At 41.5% G+C, this 16,399-nt stretch carries 14 protein-coding genes; 9 read left to right on the plus strand and 5 right to left on the minus strand.

Translation table 11 applies throughout. The features are described 5' to 3' along the window. Positions 1 to 112: 112 nt before the first annotated feature. From CQ839_RS05325 to CQ839_RS05335, 3 genes are all read left to right on the plus strand, one after another. Positions 113 to 5,389 (plus strand): hypothetical protein, encoded by a 5,277-nt coding sequence (locus CQ839_RS05325; protein WP_146048700.1) that lies wholly within the window; start codon positions 113 to 115, stop codon positions 5,387 to 5,389. Between the two features lie 114 nt (positions 5,390 to 5,503). Then, the gene (gene hisF, locus CQ839_RS05330; RefSeq protein ID WP_103667243.1) at positions 5,504 to 6,277 is read left to right on the plus strand and encodes an imidazole glycerol phosphate synthase subunit HisF; all 774 of its coding nucleotides are present in this window, start codon (positions 5,504 to 5,506) and stop codon (positions 6,275 to 6,277) included. A 72-nt stretch (positions 6,278 to 6,349) separates the two neighbouring features. Next, a complete protein-coding gene (locus CQ839_RS05335) occupies positions 6,350 to 7,333 on the plus strand; it encodes an FkbM family methyltransferase (protein ID WP_103667244.1) in 984 nt (327 codons plus the stop codon). Between the two features lie 54 nt (positions 7,334 to 7,387). Here CQ839_RS05335 and CQ839_RS05340 read toward each other — a convergent pair whose 3' ends face one another. Beyond that, positions 7,388 to 9,004: an NAD(P)H-quinone oxidoreductase subunit 4 gene (locus CQ839_RS05340; RefSeq protein ID WP_103667245.1), complete on the minus strand. Its 1,617-nt coding sequence runs from the start codon at positions 9,002 to 9,004 to the stop codon at positions 7,388 to 7,390. A gap of 374 nt (positions 9,005 to 9,378) precedes the next feature. On the opposite strand from CQ839_RS05340, the gene CQ839_RS05345 reads away from it, so the two are divergent. From CQ839_RS05345 to CQ839_RS05370, 6 genes are all read left to right on the plus strand, one after another. Further along, positions 9,379 to 10,560, plus strand: coding sequence for an aspartate aminotransferase (locus tag CQ839_RS05345; RefSeq protein ID WP_103667246.1), 1,182 nt, complete (start codon positions 9,379 to 9,381; stop codon positions 10,558 to 10,560). Positions 10,561 to 10,622: 62 nt separating this feature from the next. Next, positions 10,623 to 11,474, plus strand: a complete 852-nt coding sequence (gene lgt / locus CQ839_RS05350; RefSeq protein ID WP_103667247.1) for a prolipoprotein diacylglyceryl transferase — start codon at positions 10,623 to 10,625, stop codon at positions 11,472 to 11,474. Beyond that, positions 11,471 to 12,097, plus strand: a complete 627-nt coding sequence (locus CQ839_RS05355; protein ID WP_103667248.1) for a DUF2232 domain-containing protein — start codon at positions 11,471 to 11,473, stop codon at positions 12,095 to 12,097. Before lgt ends, CQ839_RS05355 begins: the two co-directional genes overlap by 4 nt. 171 nt (positions 12,098 to 12,268) lie before the next feature. Beyond that, entirely contained in the window at positions 12,269 to 12,601 is a 333-nt protein-coding gene (locus CQ839_RS05360; protein WP_103667249.1) for a helix-turn-helix transcriptional regulator, read from the plus strand. Continuing rightward, complete coding sequence (locus tag CQ839_RS05365) at positions 12,594 to 12,869, plus strand: hypothetical protein (RefSeq protein WP_103667250.1); 276 nt, start codon at positions 12,594 to 12,596, stop codon at positions 12,867 to 12,869. The genes CQ839_RS05360 and CQ839_RS05365 overlap by 8 nt, the downstream gene beginning before the upstream one ends. 38 nt (positions 12,870 to 12,907) lie before the next feature. Beyond that, positions 12,908 to 13,594, plus strand: coding sequence for an HAD family hydrolase (locus tag CQ839_RS05370; protein WP_103667251.1), 687 nt, complete (start codon positions 12,908 to 12,910; stop codon positions 13,592 to 13,594). A gap of 53 nt (positions 13,595 to 13,647) precedes the next feature. Here the strand turns inward: CQ839_RS05370 and CQ839_RS25055 are convergent, their stop codons facing one another. From CQ839_RS25055 to CQ839_RS05385, 4 genes are all read right to left on the minus strand, one after another. After that, positions 13,648 to 13,821, minus strand: a complete 174-nt coding sequence (locus CQ839_RS25055; protein WP_181016115.1) for a hypothetical protein — start codon at positions 13,819 to 13,821, stop codon at positions 13,648 to 13,650. A gap of 562 nt (positions 13,822 to 14,383) precedes the next feature. Further along, complete coding sequence (locus CQ839_RS05375; RefSeq protein WP_103667396.1) at positions 14,384 to 15,058, minus strand: triacylglycerol lipase; 675 nt, start codon at positions 15,056 to 15,058, stop codon at positions 14,384 to 14,386. 63 nt (positions 15,059 to 15,121) lie between these two features. Beyond that, positions 15,122 to 15,325, minus strand: a complete 204-nt coding sequence (locus tag CQ839_RS05380) for a hypothetical protein (protein ID WP_103667252.1) — start codon at positions 15,323 to 15,325, stop codon at positions 15,122 to 15,124. A 5-nt stretch (positions 15,326 to 15,330) separates the two neighbouring features. Further along, positions 15,331 to 16,227, minus strand: a complete 897-nt coding sequence (locus CQ839_RS05385; RefSeq protein ID WP_103667253.1) for a glycosyltransferase family 2 protein — start codon at positions 16,225 to 16,227, stop codon at positions 15,331 to 15,333. Between the last annotated feature and the right edge of the window lie 172 nt (positions 16,228 to 16,399).

Here is a 16,399-nt window from a genome sequence, read left to right on the forward strand (position 1 = left end):
AGCCAATTTGCGTACTAATTTTAGTAATCTTTGGATTTATAGCACTAAGCAACATAAATCCAAAGATGATATCCCTTTATCTTGTCGTTATGGAGGTCTTGCAGGGGGCGTTATGTCAAAAGTTCTGATTAGTAGTTTGATCGATCAAATCAATACATTATTGAGCCGCCCAGTAGGATCAGTATCAAGGAAGCCATCTTCAGAGCTGATCAACCAGAGGGAGCAGCTAAAACAGATGCGATCGCATCTTGAAGGACTAACTGATGACTCACATTTGGGTGATTTAGAGCCGCAATATCAAGCTTTAGTAACGCACTTGCAAGAAAAAAGCCATCCTCATAATGACCAAAACAATCATCTGGGAAGTGAACCATCTAATCAAAATGACGCAAAAACAGCAGAATTCAAGACAGACCTATTTAAAACAGATAAACTAGAAGCATTGCCACCCCTATTAGTTAGCCCAGTAGTTAGCAACTTATTTGGCGCTGAATCTTACTTGACAAAGGAGACTAGCACAATGACGAATGGCACACCTGAACCAAATTCTACATTTGTCAACGATCGCATGATTGCTTCGCTCCAGCAAGCAATTCAACAGACATTGCAACAGGTTGTTAAAGAGTCAGTCCAGCAATCGGTGCAGCAAGTAGTCAGTCAAACTCTCGCCGTCGAAAGGGCGCTCATGGTAGGAGAAATTTCGGCGAGTTTAAATAAAATTGTTGAGTCCCAGCAACGAGCGCAAATAAGTCAAGAATTAATTACTTTAAATCAACAAAAACAAAAGTTAAACGCTGAAATCTCACAGCTTGAATCGGATCGTGTGAATTGGATGAAACAGTTTCAAGAGTTTCAAACTAATCAACAGGAATCATTAGATCGATCTCTAAGCTCAGTTAATAACTACATGCGCGATCAGATTTCTGACTCGTTGCAGCAAACTATGGCGGGAACTCTTGCTAATAGTGTTAATCAGGCGGTCGCCAAAACGCTCAATGATAATTTAGTCAACCTATCCTCTGCTACTGGTAGCCCATTAGTTGATCCTCAACAGGAAGAATTTGCCAACAAAGTACAGGAACAAACTGATCGTTTTTTGCTGCACCTCGACGAAATGTTTAACACCACATTTCGATCGCTAGAGCAGGAAATCCAAGGATATCAAACATCAATCGCTGCCAAGCTCGGTAATATCGAAACCCTTGAACAAAAGGGTGAAGCTTTAATTAGTGCCTTAGTTGATAGGATTAGTCAGCAGACTGTTCAACAGCCGCAAAATTCTGCTGAAATATCTCCATCTGCCACCAATATATTTCCTGAATTACCAGATGATATTCCAATCCAATATCTAGAAACTTTTACAGAACCAGCTGATGAGGAATTGATAAATGCTTTATTAGCTGGCAATAAATTTGGCGAAGTGGATGAAGTTGAACCATTTGAAGCATCAACTATTGAGGCTGAGCTTCTTGAAGTTGTGACTAATGATGATATAAATAGCCAAACTGAACTGGATAGTATATTAAGTAATAATGAGGAGCACCTGTTCGAGGAGCCAATTGTTGAAATGCAAGCTGATCCATTAATTGATCTGGCTGGCTTCGGTACAAGTATTATTCTCGACCCTCAAAGCGCGATCGCAGCTCGTGAGTTAAATCCCGATTTTGATTTAGAGGCGGCGACCCAAATAGTCGAGAGATTTGATGCCCCACGCACTCGAATGCAGGAGAATGAAGACGAAAGCAATAATTTTGATATACTCTCATTAAATTTTCCTGTTGAGGAGATAGTCAGTGAATCTGGGGAATTAATTGATGATCCTGAACTTCTGCAATGGTTGGAGGAAAGTGATAATCGACCTAGCCCAACCACTAATATTGCTGAAGTTTCTCCTGATGAGGATCTACTGTCATGGCTAGGTAACGAAGCCCTCGATATGACTAAACTACCTATCCAGAGAGAAGAGCAATCACTAATGTTCAATAGTTCGACATCTGAACATGAACTAGAAGTTTTTAATTCTTCTCAACTTTCTGCTGTCTCGTCAGTTGATATAAATTTAGACACAAACGTTGATAGCCCAGATAGTCCAGATGGTCTAGATAGTCTAGAATCCAAAATTGAGCAACTTTTAAATAATTCTAATAATGATCAAGCTGATGATTCTGATGAATCACTGATTTTACTGAATAGTAAAATCAGTGATTCGGTTTTTCCAGAATGGGAGGATTCACTAGTTAATGATCTTAATGCCGATCTAGAGCTCCTTGATGCTGGTGGAGTTGGAGCAGATCCACAGATTGCTGCTAATCTTGATCAATTTATTCGTAATACACCCTACGCTTTATCCAATTGGGATACTGAAGAATCTCAAGCCTATCCGACAATCATTGAGGTTTCAGCCAAAGAATCAAGTGGCAAAAATGTCAACCAATCAGAGATTGGTGAATTAGAAGTTCCACCAATTATAGAAAACCCCAATGCCTTATTTATTGATCGATTTGCCGACTCCTTTGCTGATCGCGAAGATATCTCAGAGGTTAACGTAGATATTGTCGATTTACAGCTATCTCCTTTTACAGTTGAATCCAATGATATTCCTGAAATTTTTGATAATCCTGATTCTTTGTTTGACATAAAAACGGAAGATCATATTTCAGGAATAGAGTTACCTTCTTCTTCTGATTTGGTATCCAATTTGGTTCCGTCTAATGTTGATGATATGGATGCAATTTTTGCAGAAATAATAGCCGAAAATGCAGCTAAGCACTCTCAAAAAGCACCATTTACAACTAGTGATGAACTTGACGAATTGTTTTTGCCGCTTGAAGCTAGCAATAAGGCAGCAATCATCAATGCAAATTCAAGTTTTGATGATGAAAGTGATCTTGACACGCTTTTATTTGGGTTTGATCCCGCAACTGAATTAGAAGAATCTGATACAGTCATGCAAACTATAACCAAAGGAGATTCTGAGGAAATTGATTTTGGTGCGAAGACGATGTATCAGCCTCTTTCTTTTCCTGAAACGATGGAATCCATTGAAGAACAATTAGATACAATTATGCAAGGCTTTGCACATGAAGAGTCGATGGATTTTATTGACTCTTCGGCACTGACTGAACTTGAGACTAGTAAAGAAGTTCCAAGAGCTTCAGGAAATCATAATACCAATATTAAGAAAGAAGAATCTGAAGATGATTGGACTATAGCACTAGAGAATCTCGAATCCAAACTAGTGCAGCCAAATACAAGTCCAAATATAAGTAAAGATGATAATTATTCTAGTTCTGAAGCTTCAGAGTTATCAGCGGATGAGTTTTTTGCTTCTTTAGAATATGAAAAGCTCGATAGTTTAGCAAATACGATTGAAAAAGCTATCCCACCAAGATCTCCAGACGAAGTCTTGATGGATGCGATCGCTGATTTCATCGATTTCGAGAATATCCCTGAGGATGAGGAAGACGACCTATTGCTCAATGAATTTGCAGATGCTCAAAGGGATGCTCCGAGTAATGTTGCTGATAATGAGTGGGAGAATTTATTAAATGATTTGAACTCATTTAACTTTAACGAGCCATTGCTTGATGATATGCGTGAGCAGCTTGGGTTGTCATCAGTAGCGCCAATTAGTGACACTAGTGAAAATGTCTTCGATATTGACTCACTGGTATTAGAATCACGAAGCGTGGCTTTGATTCCGGCACCACCTGAGAAAGAAGTTTATAGTCTTGATGATACTTGGGTTTTAGGCATTGATGTCGGTAGTTCCGCCATAAGGGCAAGCTTACTTAATGCTGACACTGGTCGAGTGTATTCTCTATATTTTGATGATGCTGATGAATTGGTCTGCAAAATTGTTTGGCAAGCAGATCAAAGCTTAGATGATCCGATCGCTAAAGATATTCGGACGATCTCTAAGCGATCGCAGAATGCTGGACTAGAAGATGGCGAAGTTGCTCTTGCCCATTTCAAACAGTTTCTCAAACTTGGGTTACCCTATCGCGGTGTAAGTACTTGGCAGCCAATCATCCAATGGACTGATCACAGTCAGGTAAGCCTGCGTTGGTTAATTGCTGCTTTCAAAAACCTTCTGGAGCAAATCCAAACTAGAGCTAATCATCCAAAACTGCCTGATGTTGGTTTGATTTTGTTGAAGCTCAGTGGGGTTGTTTTTGGATATCCTGCCAACTGGTCTGATACTTACATTCTCAATATCCGCGAAGCAATTCTTAAATCAGGATTAGTTAATCAAGCTGAGCAGGTGATGGCAGTCGATCAATCGATCGCTCCCGTTTTATCTCTGCTTCACGATCAGAAAATCTCACAGGAAGTTACGCTTTTAGTTGATGCAGGTGCAATTACAACTAGTCTCTGCCTGACCAAGGGGCTTAGTCAGACTAAAGATCGCTCCAAACTACATATTCGCAGTCTTGACTATGCTGGCATTAGCATCAGTCAAGATATTGTCGTGCAATTGTTCTATCCGCATTGGCAGTTGATTACCAATCCTAATCGTCATCTCTGCAATTTTGATCGTCTCAGCTTGCCAGAGATTGGTGCTTCTGCACCACAGCAAAGAATCCTCCTTCAGCAATATTTGTTAAGCTCTGACCTTGGTCAAAAGATGTTGGAGTTAGCCGATCGCGTTAAAGTCGCATTTGGAAGAGACGTAGGTGTCGATAGTTGGAATGAGGAACTGATGGGACAACCGATCGTTGTTTTGCGCCGTGAGCTAGAAAATTTGATTTTGCAACCATTTACCCAACGACTCAATCGCGAACTCAATTCTATTCTCAGTAATGTGGGCATTCTAGGTGAAGATGTGCATCAAGTTTTGTTGCTAGGTAATACTATGCATATTCCCTTGCTATCACGTTGGCTATCCCAAAAATTGCCTAATGCTAAGATCGACCCATTAGAGGCTTCGGCATTGGCAAACGGTTTAGCTGTATCGCCGCTTTATCCAAATTTCCAAGATGTTGCACGCCAGCAATATTCTGATTACTTTCTCTTGCAAGAGATTTGTCGCCTCAACCTCACGCAATCTGTTAATCCTAATCAACTACTTCAACAATTACAAATGCGCGGGATTAATATCAAAACATGTCGCGATCGCATTTTGAGTATCCTGCAAGGTGATTTGCCAGAAGGTTTATTCCCTTGGCAAGAGCCAGAGAACTCAGTGATTTTAGAGGATCCGACGCTTAGCAGTGACTTATTTGCAGGTCGATTGTTTGAGTTGGAAACTGATGGCACATATCAGCCCAATGTGACTAAATTCCAGCAGTTGCGTGTTTATTTACAAGCGATTATTGGCAATATGAGTCAAACGCTAAATGAGCCTCTCGTTTTTCCTGAGATCAAAACCTTGGCGATTGCCAAGTAAAGATGAAAGGCAGCGCTTCGCGCTGCCTTTCATCTTTTTGGTTTAAAGAATCGCGATCGCAAAGCGCTGTAAAATATTCATTCTTGCTGTGATTTTGGGAAATTTGAAGAGCTTATGCTAGCGAAACGCATTTTGCCTTGTCTAGATGTAAAAGCAGGTCGAGTCGTCAAAGGCATCAACTTTGTCGATCTTAAGGATGCTGGCGATCCTGTGGAACTAGCTCAGGCTTATAACCTTGCAGGAGCCGATGAACTGGTATTTCTTGATATCACAGCCACCCACGAAGATCGCGGCATTATTTTGGATGTGGTCTATCGCACTGCCGAGCAAGTATTTATTCCACTCACAGTGGGCGGCGGTGTGCGAAATATTGACAATATTCGCGAACTTCTGCGAGCAGGTGCGGATAAGGTGAGTATGAATTCAGCGGCAGTAAATGATCCAGATTTAATTAATCGCAGTAGCGATCGCTTTGGTAATCAGTGCATTGTTGTGGCGATCGATGCCAGACGGAGGAATGATCCTAATAATCTTGGCTGGGATGTGTATGTACGGGGTGGGCGTGAAAATACAGGTATTGATGCGCTCTGGTGGGCACAAGAAGTAGTTAGGCGCGGCGCTGGTGAAATTTTACTTACTAGTATGGATGCTGATGGGACAAAGGCAGGTTATGATCTGGAACTAACCCGTCAAGTTGCAGATTTAGTGGAAGTTCCTGTAATTGCTTCAGGTGGTGCGGGTAATTGCGAACATATTCTCCAAGCAGTGACTGAAGGTAGAGCTGAAGCAGCTCTGTTGGCTTCGTTACTTCACTATGGCGAACTAACGATCGCTGAGATTAAAGATTATCTAAGTGCTAACCAAATTCCTGTGCGATCGCTGCATTAGGAGTTTGGTTGTGGCGCGGCTTTGCCGCGCCACAACCAAACTGGTTCTATTTCAAGAGATCGAAAATTTTTTATGGCTACAAATTCTCCCATGGCGAAACTAGAAAGCAAACTAGATCAACCCGATGATTGGCTATACGATCGCTCAGTTTTAGGGTGGGTGCTCAATCCGACCCTTAGCAAACAGTTACCGTTTCTATATCGCATCTTCAGTTTGTACTGTAAGTTGTATTTTGGTCTCACGGGCAAAAGCTATCTCAAAGGTGGCAGAGAATTATTCAGATTTCTCTCAAATATTTTCTATCGACTCTCGCCAGACCAATACCTAGAACTAGAACTATCTGGCTATCAAGTATTTCTCAATCCAACTGATATGCGCCTCTTTCAAGTGGTGAATGAGCTAGCTAGTGGAGATACCGATACGCGAGTTTTATCACAATTACTTTCTGAAGGTGATACTTTTCTGGATATTGGCGCAAATCATGGGAGCTTTGCGATCGTGGCGAGTAAGATGGTTGGAGCGAATGGTTTTGTGCTTGCCGTCGAGCCTCAGCCACGCTTAGCCAAAGCTTTAGAAAAATCTTTGACGGCTAATGCGCTCTGTAAATTCCAGATTCATAATCTCGCAGTTGGCGATGCTGATGGAGAAATAGAATTATTAGTGCCAATTGGGACATCTGGTTCAGCGGGAGTATTTCCTGAACATTCGGCAACTCATCAGTTCAATGCGATTAAGGTTCCAATTAGGCGGTTTGATGACTTAGTAGACTGGCAAAAATTTACTGGCAAAGTTTTACTAAAACTTGATGTAGAAGGTAGTGAATGTTCGTTTCTCTCAGGCGCAAGCAAAATGATTGCTTTTCTAAAGCCAACTCTAATTATTGAAATTCATCCTACTAGTCTCAAGGCAGCAGATACAACGGGAGATAAGCTGAAGGAATTATTGCAAGCTCTTGGCTACAAAAGTTATACAGAAATGAACGATAGCGATCGCACTTTTGCGCTGCAAGATTTAAATACTGATGTCCAAAGGAATGTTGTGATGAAGATGGAATAGATCAGAAACAAGAGCGATAAAACGCTCTTGTTTATCTGTGCAGAATTCCTAACTTTATTCAACAATCCCCAAAATTGTTTGAGGATTTGCGCGAGTTAGTTGCGGAGCAATCAATCCTGAAGAATAAAGATGAGGATTGGTCTGAGCAACTAAACTAAAGGCATCACGAGCTTGTTCAGTTACCGCAACAGTTTTTACGTCGTATGTCTGAGTTGCCAATTTGGGATAAAACCCGATCGCGACAATCGGCACAAGCAAGCAAGCGGCAATAAATACTTCACGAGGTTTCGCATCGCTAACATACTTATCTAAATGCAACGCGAGATTCGGTTGACCATAAAAGACTTGACGCAAGGTCGAAAGAAGATAGATCGGTGTGATAATTACGCCAACTGCTGCTAAACAGATCATCACGATCTTAAAGTTAGAGGCATACACATCGCTGGTAGTGATACCCAGAAAAATATTTAACTCACTCACAAATCCGCTCATCCCAGGAAGGGCAAGAGATGCCATCGCCGCTGCTGTCATCAGGGCAAAAGCCTTAGGCATGATTTTGGCGATACCGCCCATTTCATCCATCATCAATGTATGAGTGCGATCGTAGGTTACTCCAGCGAGGAAGAATAGAGCAGCTGCAATTAGTCCGTGAGAAATCATTTGTAGCAATGCACCACTTACACCCAAATCATTAAATGATGCTAATCCAACAAGGATAAAGCCCATGTGTGAAATCGAAGAATAGGCTAGGCGACGCTTAAGATTTTGTTGAGCGAATGCTGCCATTGCGCCATAGACAATGCCAACTACTCCTAAAACTGCAAGCAAAGGCGCGAAGTAAACATGAGCATTGGGCAACATTTCAATGTTGAAACGTATTAGTGCATAGCCGCCCATCTTCAGCAATACCCCAGCTAATACCATCGATACTGGTGCAGAGGCTTCCCCGTGAGCATCTGGCAACCAAGTATGCAAAGGGAAAATCGGCAACTTTACCCCAAAAGCAATTAAGAAACCTGCATAGGCGAGTAACTCAAAAGCGATCGGATACTGCTTCATCCCCAATTCAGCCATATTAAATGTCGTCGTATCCCCGTAAAATGCCATCGCTAAACCAGCGACCAGAATAAAAATCGAACCTAATGCAGTGTAGAGAATAAACTTTGTCGCAGCGTAAAGACGCTTCGGCCCACCCCAAATTGAAATCAGCAGATAGACAGGAATCAATTCTAATTCCCACATGAAGAAAAATAATAATAAATCTTGGGCTGCGAATACCCCTATTTGGGCACTGTATAAGCAAAGCATCAAGAAATAGAACAGTCGCGATTTTTTAGTAACATTCCAACTTGCAAAAATGGCTAGGGTTGTAATTAAGCCTGTCAATAAAATTAGCGGCATCGATAAACCATCAACCGCCAAAGTCCAGTTCAAACCAAGTTGAGGAATCCAAGCATAGTTTTCTGACATCTGGAATGATGCTTCATGGAGATTGTATTGACTCCAGAATGCATAGACCATTAAAGACAATTCAATAAATCCTACTGCCATGGAGTACGATCGCACATTCTTGGCATTACCGTACTTGTCAGGTATAAAAGGAATCGCAAAGGCTGCTACAAGTGGTAACAGTAAAATAGTGGTAAGCCAAGGAAATTCTGCAACAGACATGATGAGGATAAATACTTACTCGTTAGTTCAATTGTATTAAGAATTTGTAAACTTGTGTTAAGTCTTTTGATATAAAAGTTAATAAATTATCAAATCGTTCAAATAGACTCAAAGCTATACCAGAAGTCATTTTCTAGGATATACACTGACATTCATCTATAAATTGTCATCTAAATAGTGAATATCATCGCTTTATTACTATCGTTAAGCCTCAAAACTGGAAATATCAATTTGTGCTCGTTCTAGTTTCTCTATGACAGTGCGATCGCGAGACAATTTCTATTAAGATCAAATTTCTATAGCACTTATGCAAGAATCGCACTCACAGAGTGGGAATCTTGCAAATCAACCCTTATTACGTTCTCACAACACAAATGAAGACTTGGCTCAAACCTGCTCACCGACTAGGAAAACTCCCTCCATACGTTTTTGCCCGTCTAGATGAGTTGAAGTTACGAGCGAAAGAGCAAGGTCTAGATTTGATCGATCTTGGTATGGGCAACCCCGATGGTCCCACCCCTGAACCAGTAGTCGAAGCCGCGATCACTGCTTTACGCAACCCTAAAAATCATGGCTATCCACCTTTTGAAGGGACGGCTAGTTTTCGTCGGGCGATCACTGACTGGTACAAACGTCGTTACAATGTCCAACTTGATTCTGAAGGCGAAGCATTACCTTTAATTGGCTCTAAAGAAGGTTTAGGACATTTAGCGATCGCCTATATCGATCCTGGTGATCTGGTACTTGTACCCAGTCCTGCTTATCCTGCCCATTTTCGGGGCCCGTTACTAGCTGGCGGTGATATCTATGAAATGATTCTCAAACCTGAACAAGACTGGCTGATCGATCTATCGGCAATTCCCGAAGAAATCGCCCAACGCGCCAAGGTGATGTACTTCAACTATCCCGCAAACCCTACTGGTGCAGTTGCACCGCGAGAATTTTTTGAAGAAGTAGTCGCCTTTGCTAAGAAATACGAGATTTTATTAGTACATGATCTCTGCTACGCCGAACTAGCTTTTGACGGCTACACCCCTACTAGTTTGCTGGAAATCGAAGGTGGCAAAGATGTGGGTGTAGAATTTCATACTCTCTCAAAAACCTATAATATGGCTGGCTGGCGTGTTGGCTTTGTAGTCGGCAATCGTCACATTATTCAAGGTTTACGCACCCTCAAAACCAACCTCGATTATGGGATTTTTTCAGCGATTCAAGTGGCGGCGGAGACTGCCCTACAATTGCCTGATACTTATTTAGAGGCTGTGTGCGATCGCTACAAAGAACGCCGTGATTTTCTGATTTCGGGGCTAGCCGAACTCGGTTGGGATATCCCCAAAACATACGCCACCATGTATCTCTGGATTCCCGTACCTGTGGGGATGACATCTGCTGACTTCGCTTTAAAAGTTTTAGAAAGTACAGGCGTAGTCTTCACCCCTGGCAGTGCTTTTGGTCAAGGTGGCGAAGGCTATGTCAGAATTAGTTTGATCGCTGACTGCGATCGTCTTGGCGAAGCACTCAATCGCCTCAAGCAATCTGGAATACGTTACAAATAGATATAAGGTGTGGGGCAAAGCCCCACACCTTATATCTGAATTACCCAAGTAAAAAGGAAAAAGTGTTTAATCTGTTGCCTCTTGCTTTTGAATTTACATCTCCAGGTCCGATCGCTTTTGAGGTTGGTTCACTTTCGATCCGTTGGTATGGATTGCTAATCGCTTCGGCAATTATTTTGGGGACAGTGCTAGCTCAAAAACTTGCTGAAAAGCGCAATGTTGATCCAGAACTAGTTGGAGATCTGGCGATTTGGCTGGTAGTTGGGGCGATCCCCTGCGCTCGTTTTTACTATGTTTTGTTTGAGTGGCATCGCTTTCAGACACAAGAATGGTACAAAGTATTTGCCATCTGGGAAGGCGGCATTGCTATTCATGGGGCGATTATTGGTGGTGCGATCGCGGCAACTATATTTTGCAAACGCCAAAAAATTTCCACATGGCTGATGGCTGATATCATCATGCCTGCGGTGATTTTGGGGCAAGCGATTGGACGTTGGGGTAATTTTTTCAATTCTGAAGCCTTTGGTAGTCCTACGGATTTACCTTGGAAATTATTGATTCCTATCAATCGTCGTCCTCCTGAATTTGTCAACGAGCCATACTTTCACCCTACATTTTTATATGAATCCCTGTGGAACATCGGTGTATTTGCAATTTTAATCTTTGCCTTTCTGCGTTTTCCTAAGCTTAGGACTGGCACGATCACGATGATCTATGCGATCGCTTACAGCCTCGGCAGATTTTGGATCGAAGGTTTACGCACCGACAGCTTAATGGTAAGTGGGCTTCGCACAGCACAGATGGTTAGTCTGGCTGCGATCGTTGTAGGTATCTTTGGCTTAATTTGGCTATACGGATTGCGCCGTCGGTTTCCTGACACCACTCCTAAAGAAATAACGTCCGAAAACCTATGACCAAATTGCCGCATACCGATCCTCGCGAAATGGTGGAAACTGCATTCCTTGCTAGTACCACCGCCATGTTGTTTCTAATTAATTTTTACTTTCCCCTTGGTCCATTGCTGAGAATGCTGTTTCCATTGCCAACCGCTTTAGCATATTTACGATGGAATAGTCGCGCCGCATGGATGTCAATGGTCGTAACAGCATTACTTTTAGCAATTTTGATGGGACCAACCCGTAGCATTCAGTATATTGTTCCGCATGGTTTAGTTGGTGTCACATTGGGATATCTATGGAAACGAGATTTTCCTTGGTCGGGTTCGCTGAGTATTGCGACAATGATTGGCTCAGTTGGCACAGCTTTTCAGTTTGCTTTTTTATCAGTTTTGATGGGTGAAAACGTCTGGAACTATTCGATCGCACAGATTACAGGACTACTCAATTGGTTGATGCAGCTTTTCGGGTCACTGGAACAGCCAGATTTTGCGACAATTCAAATTTTTGCGATCGCAGCGATTATCTTTAGTAACTTTGCTTATCAATTACTAGTTCATTTAGTCGCTTGGATTGTGCTTGATCGCCTTGGTAATCCCATACCCAGCCCACCCAAATGGATAGAATCTTTATTAGCTTAAACAGATAATAAGCACTTAAACGAGTTTTTACCCCTTAGCATCAGCATGGCTGAGACAATCTTTGGAAAAACTTAATTAATTGACACAATCTCGAATAAGAAATTATACTCATTAGTTAACCGCCAGAATGCGTATAGTTCTGAAATATTGGCGCAAATCACTTTCGTTACCATGACCAACCCTGCCGAATCAAATCAAACTGTAATTACAAACTCATCAATTGCTCTATCTGAAAGAGAGCTGCAAGTGATTGAACTAGTAGCTGGTGGCTTAACCAACCAAGATATCGCGATCAAACTAGCGATCAGCAAACGCACTGTAGATAATCACATTAGCAATATTTTAACAAAAACGAAAACTGATAACCGAGTTTCATTGGTACGTTGGGCTTTACAATGGGGTAAGGTTTGCATTGATGAAGTTAACTGCTGTATAATCGGTACGCATCCAGATGGCAATGTTTTAGATGTAAAAGATTTGGGGCAGGAATTAGAAAGTGCCTAGTGGGGAATTAGTAATTAATCGTTGCAAGATTGTTTACAATCCTGATATTACGCTAGCTATGTATCGAGAGTTAGCGTCTCATATTGAACAAATTGTTGATGTTAGCTCTGAATTGTTTTGGCAAGAAAGTACTGAATTTAGTTATTTGGGTAGTCAAATTGGTGGGATGTGGCTTGTCTACCCGCAATCACTTACTACGCAATCCCAAATTTTGATAAAAGATATCTTAAATCATTACGGAGATTGGACATCTGATCCCAAAGAATAAAAAAGTGCGCTAAGCGCACTTTTTTATATTAAAAACTTATGAGAAGACGTATATTTACCGATTTTGATGGTCCAATCATGGACGTATCTGAACGATACTACCAAGTTTACTTATATTGCTTAGACAAAATCCGTAAGCCCGAACAAGTAATTACGACTCTATCAAAGTCAGAGTTTTGGGAATTGAAGAGATCGCAAATACCTGAAAAAGAAATCGCAAATCTATCAGGCTTTAAAGATGAAAAGCAATCCGTCGCCTTTGCTCACCTTCGCCGCGCCACTGTTCATACAGATCCATATTTTTCTTATGATTGCCTGATCGACATTGCAATCCCAGCATTAGAAAAAGCTCAACAGTTAGGGATCGATCTAGCAGTGATGACTATGCGTCGCCGTAGAGAACTCGAACCTGTTCTTGATAGATATAACTTAAGACGATTTTTTCCTAGCGATCGCATCTTCTGTCTGGACGATGACTATGTGAAAACAGTCGATATCCAAGACAAACCCAAATTAATGAAAATTGCTCAAGATACTCTGCCAGAGGTAGAGAAGCAGTGGATGATCGGTGATACCGAAGCAGATATTATCTCTGCTCAAACTTACCATGTTCCAGCGATCGCTGTACTTAGTGGCATCCGTAACTACATTCAACTACAAAAATATAAGCCTCATCAAATCGTTACAAACTTAAGTTGCGCGATAAATGAGGTTGTAAGCCTATAAAAGGAACAAAAGTATTGCTCCGCAATGCTTTTGTTCCTTTTATAGGCTTTGGATTACATTCCCCCTAAGAACTCTTGTTTGGCAATTTTTACCATCATTGCTTGCTGCCCTAAATAAAGCATATGTAGCTCAGTTAGCAGTTGCTTAGCTGAATCTATATCAATATTTTGGATCTGCTGGCAAAACATCATATGGGTAAATTGCTTTTCGACAGGTAAGTCACTCATAAGTACCTCATTTACAAATCAATCGATGACACTAAACTATGACAATAACTAACGCTTTGAAGTTGCTTACGACCAGATATTAGTCACTGTGTCAACATAACGTAACATTACTTTAAAGTCACTAAAAAAACTGTATCATGATAAACATTTTTTCTAGATATACCCAAAGAAATATTTTCTACAAAAAGTCATAAAGGTATTCCTTATGATAGCTATAAGCAAATATATGGTTGCTAGGGCTCTAGTTAAAACACAAAGCCCAAAACTTCTCTGATTTTTACATGCAAAAAAAGAGAGGGCAGCTATTAGCTGCCCTCTCTTTTTTATTAACTGTAACCAAAAGAAAAAGCCTAGGTTACTTTCCCTGTTTCGTTCCTAGGCTTTTTCTTTTGTTCGCTCCTCACACCTCTATACTATACATCCCTCTTTCTAAAATGTCTACTAGTTTGTCGAGCAATATAGGGGATTTTCGTAAGCCTTTTGGCTGATATTTGTACTTATATTCGCTTTTTATAGATATATCCACCCATCTAGAGGAGTCGCTTGGAGTTCCCCATTTGGGTTACAGATATTTTGCCCAAATATCAACCACCTCTTGAGAGCCATACCATTTACCAGATCGCGGCGAGTGATAGACCCCATCGATCGCAATATTCGTAGCGCCATCTAAATATGCAGCCTCAATCGGAATAATGCCATCGCCCCATGCATCTCCCTGACCAGTGGTCAGTTCATAGCTGCTATAGGCTAGCCATCTTTTGGGCGTAGATTTTTTGCCTTGTACTGATTTCCCTGCAATACAGATATATTCAATGTCGTCATAATAAGCGTCAGGATAATTATCATTGACAAATCCTAAGTTTGGTAGTGACCAAGGTTCAAGACTGCGTTGGGGCGTGCCTAGACAGATTAGCTTGGCTACTTTGGGTCTTGCATCCCAAACTTTGTCGTAATAGGGGCGATCGCCGAGATAAATCCGTGAGAGCCAGCCCCCTGCGGAATGGGCAATAATATTTACTTTGGATGCGCCAGTTTTGGCTAATTCCTGATTTACGGTTTGGTCAAGTTTTTCTAAGATGGGGGCGATCGATCGCCCGCCTAACGTTGGAAACCATTCCCACCATTTCAAAGGAACCACCGTTGCTGATAAATTTCTATTTTCTAATTTCTTAGCGATCGGTATGTAATCGGCTGCCCCCGCAAGATATCCCTCAAGAATAATATTTGGAGTGGACATATAAATCACCATAAAAAAGTAGAGATGTCGCTAAGCAACCTCTCTACTTTAAATCGCAAAGTGCTAAATTTCATCAGGTCGTTGACTGAGACAACTACCGCCGCGTGCCGCATTGCGAAAAGTTTGTACCGCTTCAACGGTATTAATATGACCACAGTATGGGCAGTAAACCTGTTCGCCAATTTGTGGCTCGATGTCAGCCCGACTCCACCATTTATGGCAGCGATCGCAATGAAAGTGATAGAGAAATTCGAGAGAAACTTTCATAGGCTCTACTGTTCTTCTCTATAGGCGGCGTATACGCCCTTGACGTTGTACCAATTCAAGAAAATTCTAGCTATTTCTAGGGCTAATTGGGGTTTGCCTTGGTCAATCAGCCATTTTAAAAGCGGACGTAACGATCGCTCGTTTAGCGAACCACCCAAGGACAATGCCCCCCAAAGAAGCACATGCAGCCATGTCATCTGAATCATCATTCTGACTGTCCATGTTGGATGCTTTTTGTAAAAAACCACACCCATACGTCCTCGTTGAGCTTCGACATCGACAAGACGTGGTAATTGCTCAATCGTAAAAGCAGGATGCCAATGATAACCAACAGCATCGGGACATTTAATTAATTTTAATCCTAAATTTTTGAGGCGTACACCTAGCTCTAGATCTTCCCAGCCATACTGACGGAAACTAGTGTCAAACTTTCCTGCTTTGATCAGCCAATGCTTGGCGATCGCCACATTACCAGTCGCAAAGAAAGCAGTGGAAATATCTTGGATTTTAATTTTCTCAGAGGTCGGATTATCAAAATTATTAGTATTAATTACTAACCCATAGGTAAAGGCGCGATCGCTCTTGGCTAGAGCCTTGGCATGGGCTGACAAAAATACTGGCGTAACGACGAGGTCGCTATCGATAAAGACTATCGTTTCGCCTAATGCCACATCGATTCCTGTATTTCTAGCGATCGCTGCGCCTTCATGGTTTTGCAGAAATAAACGCACATGAGGAAACTCATCTGAATGGCTTTGTAAAAAGTCTACCGTGCCGTCGGTGGAGCCATCATCAACTACTACAACCTCATAGGGCTGCGTAAAATTCTGTGCTTCCAATGCTTGCAAACACTTTTGCAATATCGGTAAGCGATTATACGTCGGGATAATAATTGACCACATATTTGACCATTATAAAATTAGAGGAGGCTTCCCGCCCTCTAATTTGAATTACAACAGCAACTCTCATTTTAAAAATCAGTTTTGATGAAAGTCTGACTTTGGCGGACTTTCATCAAAACTGATTTTCAGAGTTTTCAGCAATAGGACAATAGGGCGCTGAAAACTCTGAAAT

Origin of the sequence: Pseudanabaena sp. BC1403 (assembly GCF_002914585.1) — a bacterium.
Lineage (GTDB): Bacteria > Cyanobacteriota > Cyanobacteriia > Pseudanabaenales > Pseudanabaenaceae > Pseudanabaena.

Coding starts and splice junctions, on each gene's coding strand:
- CQ839_RS05325 (WP_146048700.1), top strand. CDS start 113: ATGTCAAAAGTTCTGATTAGTAGTTTGATCGATCAAATCAATACATTA.
- hisF (WP_103667243.1), top strand. CDS start 5,504: ATGCTAGCGAAACGCATTTTGCCTTGTCTAGATGTAAAAGCAGGTCGA.
- CQ839_RS05335 (WP_103667244.1), top strand. CDS start 6,350: ATGGCTACAAATTCTCCCATGGCGAAACTAGAAAGCAAACTAGATCAA.
- CQ839_RS05340 (WP_103667245.1), bottom strand. CDS start 9,004: ATGTCTGTTGCAGAATTTCCTTGGCTTACCACTATTTTACTGTTACCA.
- CQ839_RS05345 (WP_103667246.1), top strand. CDS start 9,379: ATGAAGACTTGGCTCAAACCTGCTCACCGACTAGGAAAACTCCCTCCA.
- CQ839_RS05355 (WP_103667248.1), top strand. CDS start 11,471: ATGACCAAATTGCCGCATACCGATCCTCGCGAAATGGTGGAAACTGCA.
- CQ839_RS05360 (WP_103667249.1), top strand. CDS start 12,269: ATGACCAACCCTGCCGAATCAAATCAAACTGTAATTACAAACTCATCA.
- CQ839_RS05370 (WP_103667251.1), top strand. CDS start 12,908: ATGAGAAGACGTATATTTACCGATTTTGATGGTCCAATCATGGACGTA.
- CQ839_RS25055 (WP_181016115.1), bottom strand. CDS start 13,821: ATGAGTGACTTACCTGTCGAAAAGCAATTTACCCATATGATGTTTTGC.
- CQ839_RS05375 (WP_103667396.1), bottom strand. CDS start 15,058: ATGTCCACTCCAAATATTATTCTTGAGGGATATCTTGCGGGGGCAGCC.
- CQ839_RS05380 (WP_103667252.1), bottom strand. CDS start 15,325: ATGAAAGTTTCTCTCGAATTTCTCTATCACTTTCATTGCGATCGCTGC.
- CQ839_RS05385 (WP_103667253.1), bottom strand. CDS start 16,227: ATGTGGTCAATTATTATCCCGACGTATAATCGCTTACCGATATTGCAA.